At 45.8% G+C, this 978-nt stretch carries 1 protein-coding gene; it reads left to right on the top strand.

The features are described from left to right. Positions 1–243 precede the first annotated feature (243 nt). On the top strand, positions 244–891 hold the full coding sequence (locus C442_RS21560) for an ion channel (protein WP_161606629.1): 648 nt from the start codon (positions 244–246) through the stop codon (positions 889–891). The last annotated feature ends 87 nt before the right edge of the window (positions 892–978 follow it).

The raw sequence follows: 978 nt of genomic DNA, 5'->3' as shown, positions 1-978 counted from the left end.
ATTTGTGTCATAGGCAACCGAATCATCCCGCTTCAACTCCTTTGATTTAGCGACCTATCCCGACGCTGTCTAGTGATTCAACAGAGCCCCACCATTCTATACTCCCCGTATCTTTGGCTCAGAAGACAGTTCGATGGGACATCGGAACAGTGTCGTCACCGGTTCCCTCTATTCATACTTTCGTTGTATGGCAAAATACCGAGTTCTCTGCCAGGACCCCCACATATAGACCGCAACCTTGATTTGAGTGACTCGGCATCAGAATTAGTTTCTAGTAAAGAAGGCGGGCTGATTCAATCTGCGATACAATATATCATAAATAAACTTCAGTCTGCTTGGCGGTTTTATAATCGATTATCTCCAGAGATCGCATTTAGAAGCGACAACGAACGGGATTTGAAGGCCGCCATACGGACGTATCGGAATTATCAATCGATTTTAGATGGAACGCCCCAAACAGATGCACAACTTAATTTCAGCCTGCGTGAAAAAGCCGCACGGCGAAAGTTGGCATGGTCATCCGGAAACCTGTGGCAATGGTTTAAATTATCGTTGGCTCGTTGGACTACGTACCACGGGGAAAGCCCTTGGAGGCTTGGGTTTGTATCAAGTGCGATTATTAGCGTTTTCTCTCTGTTATATCCTTACTACGGCCTGATTGAAAGAACAGAAAATGGGGAAACACACCGTATCGCATATGATACCTCAACAAGTATCTGGTCGACTTTGGAAAAGAGTCTACATTTTAGTCTAACATCATTCATATACCCGGGGTATGGTGAGATTCAACCCATCGGTGTCGCAGAATATTTGGCGATTACAGAAACCCTGCTTGGAGCTATTGTTGTTGCTCTACTCGTGTTCGTCTTGGGCCGAAGAGCTGCTCATTAGTCTCAGTACTTCACAAAGCCGGTTAGTTGAGAGGTCTGCTTGCTGAAGGTGTGTCCAATACCAAGCAAGCAGACGGTGAAATCCACG

It is taken from the genome of Haloarcula amylolytica JCM 13557 (genome assembly GCF_000336615.1).
Classification (GTDB): Archaea; Halobacteriota; Halobacteria; order Halobacteriales; family Haloarculaceae; genus Haloarcula; species Haloarcula amylolytica.
Note: the sequence above shows the minus strand (reverse complement) of the source record. Positions and strands in the feature narration are given on the sequence as shown.